General features: G+C 52.5%; 14 protein-coding genes. 7 read left to right on the top strand and 7 right to left on the bottom strand.

Annotated features, from left to right (window positions below; translation table 11 throughout):
* Positions 1-7: 7 nt before the first annotated feature.
* Together galE and ACZYR9_RS11835 are read right to left on the bottom strand one after the other, a co-directional pair.
* Entirely contained in the window at positions 8-994 is a 987-nt protein-coding gene (galE, locus tag ACZYR9_RS11840) for a UDP-glucose 4-epimerase GalE (protein WP_488978692.1), read from the bottom strand.
* Between the two features lie 41 nt (positions 995-1035).
* On the bottom strand, positions 1036-2205 hold the full coding sequence (locus ACZYR9_RS11835) for a galactokinase (protein WP_488978691.1): 1170 nt from the start codon (positions 2203-2205) through the stop codon (positions 1036-1038).
* Between the two features lie 323 nt (positions 2206-2528).
* On the opposite strand from ACZYR9_RS11835, the gene ACZYR9_RS11830 reads away from it, so the two are divergent.
* Positions 2529-3425, top strand: a complete 897-nt coding sequence (locus ACZYR9_RS11830) for an AraC family transcriptional regulator (RefSeq protein WP_488978690.1) — start codon at positions 2529-2531, stop codon at positions 3423-3425.
* A gap of 32 nt (positions 3426-3457) precedes the next feature.
* Here ACZYR9_RS11830 and ACZYR9_RS11825 read toward each other — a convergent pair whose 3' ends face one another.
* The gene (locus ACZYR9_RS11825) at positions 3458-5434 is read right to left on the bottom strand and encodes a sensor histidine kinase (protein WP_488978689.1); all 1977 of its coding nucleotides are present in this window, start codon (positions 5432-5434) and stop codon (positions 3458-3460) included.
* 372 nt (positions 5435-5806) lie between these two features.
* Between ACZYR9_RS11825 and ACZYR9_RS11820 the strand changes: the two genes are divergently transcribed.
* Entirely contained in the window at positions 5807-6499 is a 693-nt protein-coding gene (locus ACZYR9_RS11820) for a response regulator (protein ID WP_488978688.1), read from the top strand.
* Position 6500: 1 nt separating this feature from the next.
* On the opposite strand, the gene rluF is transcribed toward ACZYR9_RS11820, so the two are convergent.
* Positions 6501-7205, bottom strand: a complete 705-nt coding sequence (gene rluF, locus ACZYR9_RS11815) for a 23S rRNA pseudouridine(2604) synthase RluF (protein ID WP_488978687.1) — start codon at positions 7203-7205, stop codon at positions 6501-6503.
* Between the two features lie 182 nt (positions 7206-7387).
* Between rluF and ACZYR9_RS11810 the strand changes: the two genes are divergently transcribed.
* Both ACZYR9_RS11810 and ACZYR9_RS11805 read left to right on the top strand, forming a co-directional pair.
* Positions 7388-7849 carry a hypothetical protein gene (locus ACZYR9_RS11810; RefSeq protein ID WP_488978686.1) on the top strand — a complete coding sequence of 154 codons (462 nt, stop codon included), beginning with the start codon at positions 7388-7390 and terminating at the stop codon, positions 7847-7849.
* A gap of 134 nt (positions 7850-7983) precedes the next feature.
* Entirely contained in the window at positions 7984-10302 is a 2319-nt protein-coding gene (locus tag ACZYR9_RS11805; protein WP_488978685.1) for a transglycosylase domain-containing protein, read from the top strand.
* A gap of 144 nt (positions 10303-10446) precedes the next feature.
* Here the strand turns inward: ACZYR9_RS11805 and ACZYR9_RS11800 are convergent, their stop codons facing one another.
* A complete protein-coding gene (locus ACZYR9_RS11800) occupies positions 10447-11787 on the bottom strand; it encodes an MFS transporter (protein ID WP_488978684.1) in 1341 nt (446 codons plus the stop codon).
* A gap of 158 nt (positions 11788-11945) precedes the next feature.
* Here ACZYR9_RS11800 and ACZYR9_RS11795 point away from each other — a divergent pair, with 158 nt between their 5' ends.
* Positions 11946-12113, top strand: coding sequence for a hypothetical protein (locus ACZYR9_RS11795; protein ID WP_488978683.1), 168 nt, complete (start codon positions 11946-11948; stop codon positions 12111-12113).
* Positions 12106-12282 (top strand): hypothetical protein, encoded by a 177-nt coding sequence (locus ACZYR9_RS11790; protein ID WP_488978682.1) that lies wholly within the window; start codon positions 12106-12108, stop codon positions 12280-12282. Before ACZYR9_RS11795 ends, ACZYR9_RS11790 begins: the two co-directional genes overlap by 8 nt.
* Positions 12283-12490: 208 nt before the next feature.
* On the opposite strand, the gene ACZYR9_RS11785 is transcribed toward ACZYR9_RS11790, so the two are convergent.
* Positions 12491-13495 (bottom strand): hypothetical protein, encoded by a 1005-nt coding sequence (locus ACZYR9_RS11785; RefSeq protein ID WP_488978681.1) that lies wholly within the window; start codon positions 13493-13495, stop codon positions 12491-12493.
* 109 nt (positions 13496-13604) lie between these two features.
* Entirely contained in the window at positions 13605-14135 is a 531-nt protein-coding gene (locus ACZYR9_RS11780) for a hypothetical protein (RefSeq protein WP_488978680.1), read from the bottom strand.
* 164 nt (positions 14136-14299) lie between these two features.
* On the opposite strand from ACZYR9_RS11780, the gene ACZYR9_RS11775 reads away from it, so the two are divergent.
* Entirely contained in the window at positions 14300-14449 is a 150-nt protein-coding gene (locus ACZYR9_RS11775; RefSeq protein ID WP_488978679.1) for a hypothetical protein, read from the top strand.
* Positions 14450-14460: the final 11 nt, after the last annotated feature.

The raw sequence follows: 14460 nt of genomic DNA, 5'->3' as shown, positions 1-14460 counted from the left end.
TCCCGTCTTATTTGCCGTAGCCATTCGGATGGTTCCGATGCCAGTTCCACGCCGAGGCGATGATTTGTGTAGGGTCGTCCCGCTTCGGCCTCCAACCCAGCTCGCCCTTCGCACGTTCCGAAGAAGCCACGAGGATGGCCGGGTCTCCGGCACGGCGCACTTCCATAAAGGCAGGAATCGGATGTCCCGTCACTTCCCGCGCGATGCCGATCACTTCCTTCACCGAGAAGCCCCTGCCGTTACCGAGATTGTAGATGCTGCTGTCCCCGCCGCGGCGCAGCTTCTCCACCGCAAGAATATGCGCATCCGCAAGGTCGGTCACGTGAATATAATCGCGGATACACGTTCCGTCAGCCGTCGCGTAGTCATCGCCGAAGATGGAAATGTGAGGCCGCTGCCCCAGCGCCACCTGCATAATAATCGGCACCAGGTGCGTCTCCGGGGAATGATCCTCGCCGATTCCGCCCCCTTCATGCGCGCCTGCGGCATTAAAATAACGCAGCGATACATATTTGATTCCGTGGGCCGTATCGAACCAATGCATCATTTTTTCCATGGCCAGCTTCGTTTCCCCGTAGGTATTGGTCGGCAGCGTCCGGTCGGTTTCGAGAATCGGAAGGTTCTCCGGCTCTCCATAGGTGGCTGCGGTAGAGGAGAAAACGATTTTTTTCACGCCGTATTCGTTCATTTTTTCCAGAAGACACAACGTTCCGTACACATTGTTATGATAATACTTTCCCGGTTTTTGCATGCTCTCGCCAACAAGCGAATTGGCTGCGAAGTGAATCACCGCATCAATGTCGTTTTCTTGAAATACCGTATCCAAAAACTCCGCATCCCGAATGTCCCCTACGTACAGCTTGCCGCCAAGCACCGCATCGCGATGCCCCTGCTGTAAATTATCAACTACCACGACCTCTTCTTCCTTAGCCAGCAGCTCCGCTACCGTATGCGAACCGATGTAGCCCGCGCCTCCAGTCACCAAAATAGCCATCGCCGTTTCTCTCCTTTGATTTCCTCAAATAGGCCGCTTCTCTAAACTTCCTTGACTCCGTCTCCAATGTCGCAGACATAAAATTCCGGATTTAAGCCGGTTTTTGCAGCATATTTGCGACCGGCTTCTTCGATTAACCGCTCAACGCTGTCCCGATGGACAAGCGATACTGTACAGCCGCCGAAGCCGGCGCCGGTCATCCGCGACCCGAGCACACCCGGAATGCTCAGCACCGCCTCCACCATCGTGTCCAGCTCAAAGCCCGTCACCTCGTACAGATCGCGCAGCGAGCGGTGAGAATCCGTCATAAGCTTGCCGAATGCGGTTAAATTACCTTTTTTCAGCACCTGAATGGACTGCAGTACACGATCGATTTCTTCTACTACGTGCCGCGCCCGTTTCTTGACGGTTTCATCCTGAATGAGGAGCTTGGCTCCCTCGAATTGTTCCAAGGAAAGCTGTCCAAGCAGCGTAACAGCCGGATACAGCGCCTGCAAATCACGCACCGCCTGCCCGCATTGGACGCGTCTTTCGTTATATTGGGAATCGACAAGACCGCGCTTTTTCTTGGTGTTGCCGATCACAAGCTTATATTGGCCGCTTTGGAACGGCACATGCTCATATTCCAGCGTATCGCACATCAGAAGAATGGCATGATCCTTCTTCCCCATCGCAACCGCGAATTGGTCCATGATCCCGCATTGTACACCCACAAACGTGTTTTCCGCCTTTTGTGACAGCAGAGCAATCTCCACCTTGTCCACGGGCTGCCCTTCGAGGGTCCGCAGGCCGTAGGCCGTCACCACCTCGATCGAAGCAGAGGAAGACAGCCCGGAGCTGTTAGGAATGGCGCCGCTGTACAGGAGGTCATAACCTCCAACCGGTACGCCCCTTGCTTTCAGCTCACAAATAATGCCTTTGGGATAGTTGATCCATCCGTCTTCCTGATCGTAGGCCAATTCCCTAATGGAAATATGTTTGCGGAGAGGGAAATTCATTGAAGCGAACCCCACTTGGTCGTCATCCCGTTTCCGAATCAGCATCGTCGTTCCGAAGGTGAGTGCCGCAGGAAACACGCAGCCCCCGTTGTAATCTGTATGCTCACCGATCAAATTCACTCGCCCCGGAGCGTGAAACGCTCGTATAGGATAGGAATGATCTGCCCCGTAAATCTTCACGAACCGCTCCTGCAAAGCTTGAATTTCCGTCATTCAGGGCTTCACCTCGTATACCATAGTATATTGGAAAATCTCCCTCTTGTTCTGATCATCTGTACATCAAGTATAACGCATACGGTTCTGCCGGCACTATGGAAGGATGTGAGCATAACATGGATAAATGTTAGCTTATTACTGGGTCCGCTGCCCATGACATGGTATAATTTAATCCTATACAATATGTATCAGAATACCTCTGGCGAGGCCTTTCAAGGATGAGTGACCGCACCACCTTTCCGTAGACGGTTTTAACGGAAGCCGGCCTGGGGGATCCGCCGCATACCATGGCTTTCATAGAAAAGGAGGACCGCCTGTCTATGCCTGTTTCCTCATCGGCCCAACGCAAAGACAGCTATTACGTTGTATCGAATCCGGAGGCCGCTCCCGAGGGCAGCCCGCTCAAGGTATTGTTCTCCGGCGACAGCCAAACCAAGCCCGGACACCAACCGGGTCCGAAGGTCGTCGACTACTACCTCCTGCATTACATCTTGTCCGGGAAAGGCACATACGCTTGTATGGGGAGAACCTATCAGCTCGGAGCGGGCGACAGCTTCCTGATCGAGCCGGGCAAGCTGATCCACTACGCAGCCGATTGGGATGAGCCTTGGCATTACCGCTGGATTGCCTTTGAAGGTTCTCAAGCGGCCGCCATGCTGAAAGAGATCGGCCTCAGCTCGCTTGCCCCCGTCGTCCACACCGGACGCAGACGAAACATCGGCGTGCTGTTCCACCGGATCCGGCTCGCCTTTCAATCCCGCAGCGCCGGTGCCAATCTCCAAGCCAACGGCATCCTTCATCTGCTGTTTGCGGAGTATGCCCAAGCACTTCGTCCGCAGCAGGCAAGCGCCCCCCGCCAAGTCACGGGCGGAGAGGAGACAGTACAACAGGCGCTGCAATACTTGACCGCACAGTATGCCGAGCCGATCACCATCGAGCTGATGGCCGAAACCTTGGGCTACAATCGTGCATATCTGTCCACGCTGTTCAGACGGCATACCGGGCTGACTCCCGTATCGTTCCTGCTGCAGCTGCGGCTCGATAAGGCACGCCATTTGCTCCGGGAAAGGCCGGAGCTTACCGTGGAACAGATCGCCTCGTCGGTTGGCTTCCAGGATCCGCTTTACTTCTCCAAACAGTTCAAACGGCATTACCAAGCATCGCCTACGGGATACCGCGATTCGGTACTGCGGCTTCAGCCGATGCCCGAAGTATAACGGTTATTTATGGGCTGTGCATGCCAATCACTTCACTCGCTGGAACTCACAAGCGGCAGCGTGAACGCAATGCAGGCGCCCTGCCCAGCCCGGCTTTCCGCCCAGATCCTTCCTCCATGGTATTCGATGATCTCCTTGGCGATTGCAAGTCCGAGGCCGCTTCCGCCTCCCGCCGTATTTCGCGACTTGTCCTTTTTATAGAAACGGTCAAATACGTAAGGCAAATCTTCAGGAGCAATCCCGGAGCCGTTATCTTGTACTCGAACCACTAACGATCGCTCGTCGATGATGAACTGAAGCTGGATCATACCGCCTGGCGGCGTATGTTTGACCGCATTGTAAATAATGTTGGTGAGCACCTGATCGATTCGGTCAAGATCGACTTTGACCAGTCTCCGAGAACTAACCGCAGGCCCAAACGAAGAAGTGACCGTCTCAAACCGCAGCCCGGCGTCTGCCATCTCCAGCTCGTAACGCTCATCGAAATAGTGGATCAATTCGTCCGTGCCCACGGAGTGAATATTGAAATTCAACTGACGTGCCTCCAGCTTGGAGAGCTGAAATAAATCGGAAATCAACCGGTTCAAGCCGGTAATGCGGCCCAAAATCAGCTTTAAATATTTTTGCCGCTGCTCCGGCTGGGTCACCACGCCGTCAATCAAGGCTTCCGCATACCCTTGAATCAAGGTCATCGGCGTCCCCAAATCATGTGATATGTTGCTGAGCAAATGCCGGCGCGATGTCTCCATCCTTCCCAGATCCTCGTTCATCTTCTCCAGGCTGCGGTTGATCCGTTCCAGCTCAGCCGTGCGTTCGCGTATTTTGTGCTCCAAACCGGTATTGAGCTCTCTGAATTGTCTCGATAACGTCTCCACCTCCGTAAAAGCCTTGGCCGACTTTACGCTCAAAATAAACGCCGTCATAAACACGCATACCAGCAGCCCGTAGGATGAAACTTCACCTATTGTAATCCATTGGTTATAATATAGAATATCTAGGATAACAGTAAGAATATAAACCCATAGGCCAATCAGAGCGAACAGCGCACCGTCCCTTTTTCGAAGGAACGCCCGGTAGATGCCAAGCACCAATACAGCGCATACAAATAACGTGACCGCTTGAAACAACGGAACCGTAAACGTTATCCATGGGGGAGGCAAAAAAAGTGCCGCCGCGGCAAATAGCAAGCCGAGCCATTGCACTAAGCGTACGTACCCCCGATGTACTTCATTCGGATACAAAGAACGAACAAACATCATGATGACCGGAACACCGAGATAAAAGCATATATATTCAAGCCTAAGCGCCGTCAGCCAAGGGAAGCCCGGTACAAAATAATACATTGCGCCTGTGCCGATAAACATGGCTCGAATACCGATAAGAACGCAGAATAGTCCAAAATAAAACGGACCCAGCTCTTTACGGCGCAGAGCAAACAGCCCGATATGATACAGCCCCATGGAGAGCAAGCTGCCGATCAGCAGCATGTCCAAGGCTAAATCCGCCCTCGATTCCTGCTCCAAACGCTCCAGCTCGCCCAGTTCAATCGGATTCCAAATGCCTCCCAAGCGATGATGATAATTGGACACTTGGATCACGATGTCCATAGGATAGCTTTGGTGATCTATTCGGATCAACTGAGGGGTGTACATCGGCTTGGACGAGTACGGGTCTTGCCCCAGTTCGCCGCTTTCGCCTGACAGCACGCCGTTTACCCATATTTTATAGGCTGTACGGATATATGGAATCCGCATACCGATGACAGACTCTGTTTCGTCCAGCTTCACCCGAAGATGGTAAGTCGCAGAGCCTGAACCGCCGATCCGCTCCCCGTTGACGGGAAGACCGTTCCAGGACCCGGGAAGGCGGATGGTCACCTGGTTGTCCGTTGTTTCCGGACTCGATGAGTTCAGCTGTTCCGGGCCAAGCAGCTCACCCCAATAGAAGTCCCACTCGCCGTCCAGCCGTATGGTCCCGCTTTTGTCAAAACGGTAATCCTTGAGATCCATCACCCCTTGCACCGCACGGGGCTTTTCTTTGGGATTTCCGAAGTCCGCACTGCCGCACCCAAGAAGCAAACCCGTCCATAAAACTATGGAAATGAAAGCCCAAAACCATTTATAATAAAGAGGATATTTGGAAATCGATACCACTTCTTTCCAATCACTATACTGGCTTCTTTTTAACGAAAAAGAAAGTATACATGTTCAGCGAAGCTGAAAGCTTTCTTTATTACAAGAAAACCCTTTTTCATCGCGGTCGCTCATCCTTGAATGGCCCCGTTAGCGGTTTTCTTATAACCTATTTTATCTCACAGTGTATTTTCTGGAAACGGAAAATTATACGTTAAGTCCGTCCGCAACAAGTTTGGAGGAGAAAGCATGGCTGGAGAAAAAATCTTAATCGTTGATGATGAAGACGAAATTATAGAATTAATCACTTTATACCTGCGCAAGGAGGGTTATGAGGTATTGTGCTCCAACAGCGGTGCCGAAGCGCTGGAGATGGTAGACAAGCATCGCCCGGAGCTTGTGATCCTGGATATTTTACTGCCGGAGATGGACGGTATTGAAGTATGCCGACAGCTCCGCAAATCATACAGCACTCCCATCTTGTTTCTGAGCTGCAAAAGCGAGGATATGGATATCATCCTTGGCTTTAGCATCGGCGGTGACGACTATATCACTAAGCCGTTCAGTCCGGGGCAGCTGGTTGCGCGGGTCAAAGCCCATTTGCGCCGCAGCCAATTGCTCGAGCAGCATAAAGAAGAGTCCCAGCACCTTACGTTTCCGGGACTTGAAATCGATTTATTAAGCCGTACCGTAAGAGTAAACGGCGCCTTGGCACCGCTATCCTCCAAAGAATTCGATCTGCTTCTGCATTTGGCCAGGTCTCCCGGGAAAGTCATTCCGCTGGAGAAGCTCTATAAACTGACTTGGGGCGTCGACAGCAACGGGGATACGCGCACCCTGCTTGTCCACATCAGCAATCTCCGCAAAAAAATCGAAGAGCATCCGGGCGACCCCAAATATATACATACCGTACGCGGAGTCGGCTACAAATTCAGCATTTGAATCACGTGTGTGCATCATGCCCGATCTGACGAAATAAAACGTTAAGCTCATCGGGCGTGAGATCGCGCCACTGCCCTGACGGCAAATCGGCAAGCTTGATATTCATAATACGCACCCTTTTCAGTCTTCGCACCTCATAACCGAAAGCTGCGCACATCCGCCTGATTTGCCGGTTAAGTCCCTGGGTTAAAATAATGCGGAACTTACGATCATCCAAACGCGTGACCCGGCATGGTTTCGTTACGGTTCCAAGTATGCGGACGCCGCTGGACATCCCTTGTACAAATACCGGAGTGATCGATTTGTCCACCGTAACGATATATTCTTTTTCATGCTCGTTTTCCGAACGCAATATTTTATTGACGATATCCCCGTCATTGGTAAGCAAAATAAGCCCTTCGGAATCCTTATCCAGCCGTCCGATCGGAAAGACCCGCTCACGATGCCCTACAAAGTCTACGATATTGCCTCGGATATGCCGTTCCGTCGTACTGGTGATGCCGACCGGTTTATTCAGGGCGATGTATACATGCTTCTTTTTAGCCCCTATTCTTTTCCCGTCAATCCGTACTTCATCGTCCTCATTCACTTGACTGCCCAGCTCCGCCAATTGACCATTAATGGTCACGCGCTTGGCTTCAATCAGTTTATCTACTTCCCGGCGGGAACAAAAACCGGTTTCGCTGATAAATTTATTAATTCGCATGAACACCCTACTTCCGGATATCATTGGCTTTTTTTACTGCCTTATTATATCATGCCGATTTCCGGTTTCAAAAAAATTCCGTAATTCTGTTTCAAGGTTTTTCGATAGGGGTAATAGAAGGGTACACGGAAGTGTGATGTGCTTTTGCCTTACTTAATTTAAAAGTCGAAGGAGTGTTAACCATGACACGTAAAAAAACGCTGCCGACGATTACAAAGCCGTTTGCCCATGTACACAATACCCTGACCGCCATGGGGTTCAAGGAAACCGGCTCCCGGGACGGTTGTCAGTACGAATTGAAATTCCGCGAGCCTGTAACGATGAAGGAATATCCATTTTGCCTAAATACCCGTACTCTGGAAAACGGCCAAACGCAGGTTGATTTGAGCTCTGCCGGCTTTGTCTGCAAGGAGCCTGTTTCTGAATCGGTGTCCGCAGCCGCAGAGGAAATATTGTCCGAGCTGAGGCAATATTTGGAAAATGGATCAGCTAAGAGCAAATCCACTCCCATCGACGAGGCGATGAACACCATGGCAAACAATGAAGAAGAAGTCAAACGCCTTGGCAAGTCAATGGCCAAGCTGCCTACAAACACACAGGTACGTCAAAGCGGCATGATTCCGGATCCGGTGCAATACGATTAAAGCCTTTAGCCTTAAACCAAAGAGCCCCGTCCGGGCGATACCGGCCCGGGGCTCTTTTTTTAGCTTGACCACCAGCTTAAAAAGGGGGCTGGCTGCGAATACGTTAACAGAGCTAAAAGGGGGTATAGATAGAGATGAAACGTTCTCCGTTATGGGGCTGGTTGAGGAGAAACTCTAAACATTCGAATCCGGCGGTGTCCCCCAAAGAGCCGTCCGGCGTGAAGCAGCGTCTGCACGGTTCACCCGGGAGCACCCATGTGGACGCGCTTCAGGCCGCACGCGCCGCATGGGGCAAAGCGTCCGGAAGAGCACCGGGTATAAGCGGCCCCCCTGGAACTGCTGCCGGAAAGCCGGAACAGAAGCCGTTCAAGTCGGAGGTCGCCGGAGCGGAGATATCCTCACCGCCTAAAGCTGCCAAATCCCGGAACTGGAGGCCCAATCGCCGGATCCTGCTTTGGAGTGTTCTGCTGTTGTTTGTGGCCGGCACAGCTTCCCTCGGCTTATTCGCATCCTGGGTTCGCGGCCTGGACATCAGCAAGCTGGAGCACCCTCTCCCCGAGCCGAGCTTCGTTATGGATGCCGGCGGACAGCCGGTTTCCCAGCTTTCCTCCTCCCGCATCATCCCTGTTCCGCTTGCGGATATCCCGGCGGACCTCAAGAACGCAGTGATCGCCGTAGAGGACCGCCGCTTCTATGAACATGCGGGATTCGATGTCTGGTCCATCGGGAGAGCGCTGATCCGCGATTTGCAGTCGGGCTCACTGAAGGAAGGCGGCAGCACGATTACACAGCAGCTGGCCAAAAACCTGTTTCTGGATTCGGATAAAACAATAAGTCGTAAATTGAAGGAACTGGGTTACGCCATCAAAATCAATTTTACCTATACCAAGGATGAAATCTTGGAGCTGTACTTAAACAGCATTTATTACGGCGAAGGACGTTGGGGCGTGGAAGGAGCGGCTCAGCAATATTTCGGCAAGCCGGTAAAAGAGCTGACACTCGCGGAATCGGCAGTACTTGCAGGACTCCCTAAAGCGCCGACACTCTACTCTCCTGTCAAAAATCCGGATAAGGCTCTGGAACGCCGCAACCTGGTGCTTTCCCTGATGCTGGAGCAGGGGGTTATTGACGAGCCTGCTTATGCCAAGGCCGTAGAACAGCCGATTACGCTCAAACCAGACAACGGAGAATCGCTCAAGGGTCAGTATCCTTCCTTTGTCGACTATGTGATGGACGAGGCGGAAAAGCTGTACGGCTTTACGGAGCAGCAAGTGCTGACGCTTGGCCTCCGCATTCATACAACAATGGATGTAAAGGTGCAGAAGGCTGCTGAAGAGGTGTATCGTACCGATGCGCTGTTTCCGCCGGGTCCGGGAGATCGGCCTGTTCAAAGCGGAATCGTCGTTCTCGATCATCGTACCGGCGGCATCCGTGCGATCGTCGGGGCACGCGGGTCTCAGGTCTATCGCGGCTTCAACCGCGCTACGCAGCTGAAACGCCAGCCCGGCTCTTCCTTCAAGCCGCTTGCGGTCTACGGCCCTGCGCTCGAACGGGGTTACACGCCCGACTCGTGGCTTTACGACGGAGAGCTCGACATCGGAGGCTACCGGCCTAAAAACTGGGATGGACAGACGCGCGGGCAGGTTACATTGCGGGAAGCCGTGCTGCGTTCATGGAACATCCCTCCCGTCTGGCTTCTCAACGAGATCGGTATTGACGCGGGGATGGACTATGTACAGCGTGCAGGCATCACTTTGCCGGGGGAGGACCGCAACTTGAGCCTGGCTCTCGGGGGGCTCTCCGGGGGCGTGTCCCCGCTGCAGATGGCACAGGCCTACGGTGCCATCGCCAATCAAGGGGTAATGCAGCAGGCCCATGCCATCACAAAGATCACAACCAAAGACGGGCAGCCCCTAATCGAGGCCCAGCCACAGCCGACGACGCTAACGGCTCCCGTTCACGCCTATACGCTGACACAGCTTCTGCAGGAAGCGGTGGCTGCCGGAACGGGGAGAGCAGCTGCGCTGCTTGACGGACGCCCTACGGCAGGGAAGACTGGTACGACCCAGCTTCCGGCTACACCTGAATTTGCAAGTATAGGCGCCAATGGAGCGAAGGATGCCTGGTTCGTAGGGTACACGCCCGAGCTGACCGCCGCCATCTGGCTCGGCTATGACCAAACCGATCAGAAGCATTACCTCACAACCTCGGGCGGTGCAGTGCCTGCCCAGCTCTTCCGTGAGATCATGACCCGGGCGTTGAAGGATGTGCCGGTCAATCCGTTCCCCGTCCCTCAGGAAGTGCTCGCCGCACAGCAGGCCCAAAGGCAAGCTCAACAGTCCGCATGGCAGAACATGTATCGTAATGAAGATCGCAAACCCAAACGCGATGAAAAGAAGGACCAGGAAGAGAAGAAGGATAAAAAGAAGGATAAAAAGGAAGATGACGATTAACCTATAAAGTTAAACTTAACGACAATAGACCGATCCTCTATGGAGGGCCGGTCTATTGTCTTAATAACGGCTATTCGATCCGACATTTTAACGACACAGAGTTCTTCAACGGGTACAGCCCTTCTTAACTTAGAGTTCACCCAGCTATTTGGCCGGAACCGTTGCATTTTCCCGCTTATGGAACAAAAACAGAGTGGAAGCCAGCGCAACCAGCGCGACAATGAAGCCATAAAGGAACAGCCGATGCATCCCGGTCATAAATTCCGGAGCAGTTGTCAGCAGCGCCCCCATAATCGTCACCCCTGCCGCTGTCCCGATATTACGGGCAAACACCTGCAGGGAGGTGGAGATTCCCTTCTGATGGGCATCGACGAGCTGCTGTGAGCCGATAACGGAGACGGTAACCAGCAATCCGAAGGCCATCCCCTGCAGCAGCATCACAATATTAATGAACCAGAAGCCTCCCTGATCCGGTAAAAATAACAGAAGCAGGCCGGACATCACCAACAGAGCGTTACCTATCACAAGCAGCGGACGATATCCGTATTTCAGAATCCATTTGCCTGCGGGTACCCCCATGAGGCTCCAACCGATAGACATCCCAATCAACGCCAATCCGCTCATAAAGACGGAATATCCCTGATGCTGCAAATAGTATGGAATATAGCTCGATGCTCCGAATAAAGCCGCGCAGGTCAAAAAGGCGTTCAGGTTCATCCACGCGACCGTCCCGTTTCGCATCAGCTCCACCGGCACGATAGGGGACGGATGCTTTCGCTCATTCCATATGAAAAGCCCCATAAACAGCAGGCCTAGCAAGGTATACAGCAAATAGCCTTCTGTCACCACCGTATTGAGAAGGAGCAGCCCGATGCCCAGCCCGAACAAAAGCGAACCCGTATAATTGATCGTGCTTTTACGGGCTTGATAGACTTCCCGATAAGGAATCAACAGCAGCAAGGAGGCCAGACAAATCGGGATATTGATGTAGAAAATCCACCGCCATGATAAATGCTCGATAAACAAACTGCCCAAAAGGGGTGCCAATATAGCCGATAATCCCCACATGCCTGTAAAAAACGCCTGGATTTTGCCCCGGGCTTCCACGGAAAACAAATCGCCGGCAATGATGGCCGGGAAAGCGATCATCGCTCCGGCCCCTAGCCCTTGCACGCCGCGGTACAGGACCAGCTCCAGCATCGAAGAAGCCATTCCGCACAAAATGGAGCCCAGCAAAAAAATGATGATTCCTGCGGCCAGCACCTTTTTCCGTCCGAATATATCTGAAATCCGTCCGCTAAGCGGCGTCACAATTGTACAGATAATCATATAAGAAGCGAAGCTCCACGCATAAAGCTTGATATTCCCAAGTTCTTCGGCGATTAAAGGCATCGTCGTATTCATAATGGTCGTATCCATAGAGGAAATCAGCACGGCAAGCACAATGCTGGTCATTACAGCCAAGCGGTTCCACTTGAGGCTCATCACGTTTCCTGCCCTTCCGGTCCATACCTTTGATTTTTTGCAGCAATTCCAATATATCACAGCTTCTGGGTTTGATCTACCAGCGCATGAATGATTCTCCCCTCGGATAGGATAAGAAAAGACCGCATATTATCGCTGCTGATAGGAGGAGCTTACTGATGAAAATCGAAACCAAATCTTATCAAATTGCCCGTTGGCCAAAACAATCCGAATCGGAGATGATCGGAATCATCCGGGAGGCGGAATCGAAGCTTGCCGAGCTGACCGGAAATACCATCACTTTAATTGCTTATTCCAAGTCGGAAGAGGACGATGCGCATGGCTGAAAATAACGATTCACGTTCCACTTCAGCACACGGACACGACGGACCGACCATTGCACCGGGCTTAAATACGCACGATCCTTTAGAGGAAAAAGCCTCCCGCGAGGAAATCGAGCACGGGGATTCCACCTCGGTCACTCGTCTGTATCTGGATCGGACACCGGATGAATAATCATCCAAAAACGAGGGCCGTCCCTGTCACATCGGTGACTGTTGGGACGGCCTCAGGTGCAGTTTTTATGGCTAAGTTTTAGTAGAATTTCGATCCGGAGGAGATTCACCCATGCAGAAAAATAATGGACGAAAAAGGATATTCGCGCATATGACCATGCCAAGCGGCGCTGGCCTCAGCATATGAACAGTTGCCCGCCTTGACCATTTTAATCGTCATCATCGTCATCATGCTTTCCGCGGTCTTTGTCATGCCCCTTCCCCTTGTCGTGCTCCTTATCCTTTCCTTTGCCTTTGGGCTCGGGTTGGGAATGTTCGGCCGGAGGGATCGTCGCGGCAGCATTGGCGCCGTCGTTCCACTTGATATCCAGCTCCCATTTGTCAAAAGCGACATTCTGCAGATTGAGCTCTGATGCCAAACGCTGCTTCAAAGCCTGCTCCCAGGCCGTTTTATCTTCAGGCAGTCCCTGCATCAGCAGCAGCAGCATTTGCTCAGCCTCAGCGCCCTTCATGCGGATCTCCGAGCGATCCTTCATCTGGATATACACTTTGGCGTCTGCTTTATTGCCCTTCGGCTCATGCTCCAGCTTGAGCTCCAGCTCTTTGCTTTTCAGTTCAAGCTCGAATTCTTTCCAAGCCCACGCCTTAGGGGGCTGCCCCGAAGCGCCGTTTGCGACGGCTGCAGATGGCTTCTCCGCCGGTACAGCAGAGGCTCCGGCTCCGGCATTCACCTCGGCCGGAGGCAGAGTCCGCGAAGCCACCTCGCTGCCGGCCGGCTTTGCTTCCGCAGGCGGCGCCGCTTCCACCGGTGATGCCGCTTGCACTTGCGCGGGGGCATCCGGACGGTCTGCCGCAGGCAATGCAGGAGCCGCTTCTGCCGTTGAGCTTTGATCTACAGCTTTGATATAAGCCGCCTGATTTTTACTGTTAAAGATGATGTCCAACGTATCGCCCTGCTTCAGTTCGGCCATCGTCGCCTTTTTTAAGTTCCGGTACACCCACACATCGGCCGCGAGCGGATATGTTCTTTCCATCCCCTCATAAGCTACGGTGATTTTGCGGTTAGCATCGTCCAGCCCGACGAATTGGCCCTTGGCCTGCTCTGAAATTTCCGCCGATACCGGCTGGTCTCCGATCCAAGCCGTACCGCCGATCAGGCTGATGATCAATAAACCGGCAAGCGCAATCCATGCGATTTTTTTTCTATCCCTCATTGTTCCCCCTCCTGCTTCAAAATGTTCCCATCCTTCATTACCCCAAGATGTCCGGTTTGAAGAGTCACAATAAGGTTCGCACGTTCCGCCAATTTTTAGGGCATCCTTTTTACACCCATTCCCAGCGATGCTCATATTTGAGCAGACGCGGATGCATTTCCCCGATTCCCTTTCCTGCGATAAAGAGGCGGAGCTTTCTGATCCAAGCTTCGAACGAATCATAGGCGGCCAGCATATTGGCCATATCGCCGGTCACATGTACGAAGAACGGCCCAGCATATTTCTCTTCAAGAAAACGGAAGGCCGTATCGACCGGAGTGTATTTTTTGCGTTTGCTTTCAAACGATTCGATCACATAATGCAGATCGGTCCCCGTGTCATCGAGCATGGCCTCGAGCGCTTCCACCCTGCGATAGTAAGGCGTGAAGGTGCCCTTGACCATTCGGCGGAGCGTCTCTTCATGAAGAGGGTAAAAAACGATCTTGGCCAGCTTCCGCCGATCAGTCAGCTCCAAAATCTTTTCCACATCGCTCTCCTTCAAATCTTCAAAGCTATCGTATACCCAAAGGCTGCCTCGTTCCTTATCCCGCGGATCAGGCGGCTCGTAGCCGAAAGGCACCCGGATGTTATCACGCGCCATGTTCTCTACCTCCTTAGCCGATTCCTTTGGATTAGTATACCATGAAGCCGTTGTCCCATACCGGAAGGTAGGGAAATCGGATCGCCGAAGTATATTTTCCCAGTCTGTGGAGCACGTTAAATCATGAAATCTGACGTTGGTAAGCTGAAAAGGAGGACTACGGCATGTCGGAGAACAAGAAGCACCAGGGCAACTACGAGGGAACGGCATCCATGGAGGCGGAAAACCAAAGCATGGAATTTGTGAACGATACGGTAGAGGACATCAAATCCACGAAAAACCTGATCGGCGCTATTCAAAAAGAAAAGGATTAACGATCTTAACA

It is taken from the genome of Paenibacillus sp. F024 (genome assembly GCF_057814255.1).
Note: the sequence above shows the minus strand (reverse complement) of the source record. Positions and strands in the feature narration are given on the sequence as shown.

Coding starts and splice junctions, on each gene's coding strand:
- galE (WP_488978692.1), bottom strand. CDS start 994: ATGGCTATTTTGGTGACTGGAGGCGCGGGCTACATCGGTTCGCATACG.
- ACZYR9_RS11835 (WP_488978691.1), bottom strand. CDS start 2,205: ATGACGGAAATTCAAGCTTTGCAGGAGCGGTTCGTGAAGATTTACGGG.
- ACZYR9_RS11830 (WP_488978690.1), top strand. CDS start 2,529: ATGCCTGTTTCCTCATCGGCCCAACGCAAAGACAGCTATTACGTTGTA.
- ACZYR9_RS11825 (WP_488978689.1), bottom strand. CDS start 5,434: ATGGATCTCAAGGATTACCGTTTTGACAAAAGCGGGACCATACGGCTG.
- ACZYR9_RS11820 (WP_488978688.1), top strand. CDS start 5,807: ATGGCTGGAGAAAAAATCTTAATCGTTGATGATGAAGACGAAATTATA.
- rluF (WP_488978687.1), bottom strand. CDS start 7,205: ATGCGAATTAATAAATTTATCAGCGAAACCGGTTTTTGTTCCCGCCGG.
- ACZYR9_RS11810 (WP_488978686.1), top strand. CDS start 7,388: ATGACACGTAAAAAAACGCTGCCGACGATTACAAAGCCGTTTGCCCAT.
- ACZYR9_RS11805 (WP_488978685.1), top strand. CDS start 7,984: ATGAAACGTTCTCCGTTATGGGGCTGGTTGAGGAGAAACTCTAAACAT.
- ACZYR9_RS11800 (WP_488978684.1), bottom strand. CDS start 11,787: ATGAGCCTCAAGTGGAACCGCTTGGCTGTAATGACCAGCATTGTGCTT.
- ACZYR9_RS11795 (WP_488978683.1), top strand. CDS start 11,946: ATGAAAATCGAAACCAAATCTTATCAAATTGCCCGTTGGCCAAAACAA.
- ACZYR9_RS11790 (WP_488978682.1), top strand. CDS start 12,106: ATGGCTGAAAATAACGATTCACGTTCCACTTCAGCACACGGACACGAC.
- ACZYR9_RS11785 (WP_488978681.1), bottom strand. CDS start 13,495: ATGAGGGATAGAAAAAAAATCGCATGGATTGCGCTTGCCGGTTTATTG.
- ACZYR9_RS11780 (WP_488978680.1), bottom strand. CDS start 14,135: ATGGCGCGTGATAACATCCGGGTGCCTTTCGGCTACGAGCCGCCTGAT.
- ACZYR9_RS11775 (WP_488978679.1), top strand. CDS start 14,300: ATGTCGGAGAACAAGAAGCACCAGGGCAACTACGAGGGAACGGCATCC.